This is a genomic window from Cypionkella sp. (genome assembly GCF_036782355.1).
Lineage (GTDB): Bacteria > Pseudomonadota > Alphaproteobacteria > Rhodobacterales > Rhodobacteraceae > Cypionkella.
Genome location: NZ_DAIPZF010000073.1, coordinates 1 through 2,184, shown reverse-complemented (window position 1 = coordinate 2,184; position 2,184 = coordinate 1). Strand labels below are relative to the sequence as shown.

Annotated in this window: 2 protein-coding genes and 1 pseudogene; all 3 read left to right on the top strand. The window is 62.0% G+C overall.

What is annotated here, in order from left to right; genetic code table 11:
- Positions 1 to 325, top strand: a 325-nt coding sequence (locus V7Q10_RS15545; RefSeq protein WP_333870048.1) for a TOBE domain-containing protein, incomplete at its 5' end; no start/stop codon positions are given.
- Complete coding sequence (locus V7Q10_RS15540; RefSeq protein ID WP_333870047.1) at positions 322 to 1,890, top strand: FGGY-family carbohydrate kinase; 1,569 nt, start codon at positions 322 to 324, stop codon at positions 1,888 to 1,890. The genes V7Q10_RS15545 and V7Q10_RS15540, both read left to right, overlap by 4 nt.
- A gap of 1 nt (position 1,891) precedes the next feature.
- Positions 1,892 to 2,184: pseudogene (locus V7Q10_RS15535) on the top strand (oxidoreductase); the annotation flags it as partial.

Sequence of the window (2,184 nt, the reverse complement as noted above, 5' to 3'; positions counted from 1 at the left end):
GACGCTGCGCTATGACGAGGCTGCCTTTCCGCCGCCTCTGCGCGCGCTGATCTTGTCCAAAGGCGATGTGGTGATTGGGGTGCGCCCCTATGCGGTGCATCGCAGCCAAGAAGGTGCGCAGGCGCAGGTGATTGCTAACCAATGGCTGGGCGATCAATCGCATATTGCGGCCAGTTTTGCTGGCGCTTCGATTGTGCTGGTGGAACACGACCGCGCTGCGCTGGCTGAGGGGGATGCGATTTGCATCAAGATTGCGCCGGCGGATCTGCATGTCTTTGATGCGAAAACCGGTCAGGCGCTTTCGCATGGGCAGGAGCTTGCATGATGCACAGCGCTGGCAAAGACATCCTGATCGGGATTGACGCCGGCACTTCGGTGATCAAATCCGTGGCCTTTGATCTGGCGGGGCGGCAGTTGGCGGTTGCGGCCTTGCCAAACCGCTATACCACCCGTGCCGATGGGGCGGCGTTTCAGCCCTTGGCGCAGACTTGGGCTGATTGTGCCCAGACCCTGCGCGATTTGGCAAAACAGCTGCCCCAGCTTGCCCGTCGCACGGCAGCCGTCTCTGTCACTGCGCAGGGCGATGGCACTTGGCTGGTCGGCGCAGACAATCGCCCTGTCACCGATGGCTGGATCTGGCTGGATGCCCGCGCCGCCGAAACCGCGCAGCGGCTGCGTGCGCAGCCCAGCGAGACCGCGCGCTTTGCCGCAACCGGCACCGGATTGAACGCCTGCCAGATGGGAGTGCAGCTTGCCCATATGCAGCAGCACACGCCCGCGCTTTTGGATCAAGCCGAGGTCGCACTGCATCCTAAGGATTGGCTTTACCTGAACCTGACGGGCCAGCGCGTCACCGACCCGTCAGAGGCCTGCTTTACCTTTGGCGATTTCCGCAGCCGAAGCTACGCGCCTGCCGTGATCGAAGCTCTGGGCCTGACCGGACGTCACAGTTTGCTGCCCGAAATCGTCGATGGCAGCCAGATCACCCATCCGCTGACCGAGCAGGCCGCCGGCCAGACCGGACTTTTGGCCGGTACGCCGATCAGCCTTGGCTTTGTCGATGTGGTCTGCACAGCGCTTGGCGCGGGGATCTATGCGGCTGACGGCCAAGCGGTTGGCTGCACCATCATCGGCTCGACCGGCATGCATATGATGGCCAAAGCCGCCGATCAGGTGCAGTTGAACGCCGAAGGTACGGGCTATGTCATGTTGCTGCCGATCGCGGGGATGGTGGCGCAGATCCAATCCAATATGGCCTCGACGCTGAATATTGACTGGGCGCTTGCGCTAGCCGGCGATCTTGCGGCAGAGCTGGGGCAGACTGTCAGCAAGGCTGATCTTTTGGCGCGGATCGACGGCTGGCTTGCTCAAAGCCAACCGGCGGGCCTGCTTTATCACCCCTATATCAGCGAGGCCGGCGAGCGCGGCCCCTTTGTCAATCCGCGCGCGCGCGCCAGCGTGATCGGGCTGAATTCGACACATCGTTTTGCCGATTTGATGCGAGCAGTGATCGAGGGCTTGGGCTTTGCCGCGCGCGATTGCTATGGCGCGATGGGAACGCTGCCGCGTGAAGTGCGGCTGACCGGTGGGGCTGCGCGCTCGCCCGGATTGCGCGCGGTGCTGGCGGCCAGCCTTGGTGCTGCAACGCGGGTGTCGCAGCGCGCCGAAGCTGGCGCGGCAGGGGCTGCGATGATGGCCGCGGTGGCCAATGGCCATTACGCCAGCATGACCGATTGCATCGCCGAATGGGCTAGCCCAGCGCTAGGCCCAAGTCTTGCGCCCGATCCACAGCTTGCCGCGACTTATGCCGCAGCTTTTCCAACCTATCTCGAATCCCGCAAAGCGCTTTCCCCAATTTGGGATGGCCTTGCTCAACGTCAGGACCCTTGAAATGGCAACAGAAATTGCAATCATTGGTGATAATTTCATGTTACCCGAGGTTTTTGAAGCCAAGCTGAGTGCAGCCTGTGGCGATGCGATCCGCACCCGCAGCCGCACAGACAATTGGCCCGACGAGCCGATGGAACACGGCTATGCCACCGCCGGAATGGAGGGGCTGAAAGAATATTTCGGCACAGCAGAAGATGTGATCGACTTTATCGGTGAGGCGCAGATTCTTGTCACTCAGCTTGCACCGATGTCGCGGGCGATGCTGGTGCGTTTGCCCAAGCTGAAGATGATTGC

Bases quoted from the DNA above. Each gene is read 5' to 3' on its own strand.
- V7Q10_RS15540 (WP_333870047.1), top strand. From the start codon at position 322: ATGATGCACAGCGCTGGCAAAGACATCCTGATCGGGATTGACGCCGGC.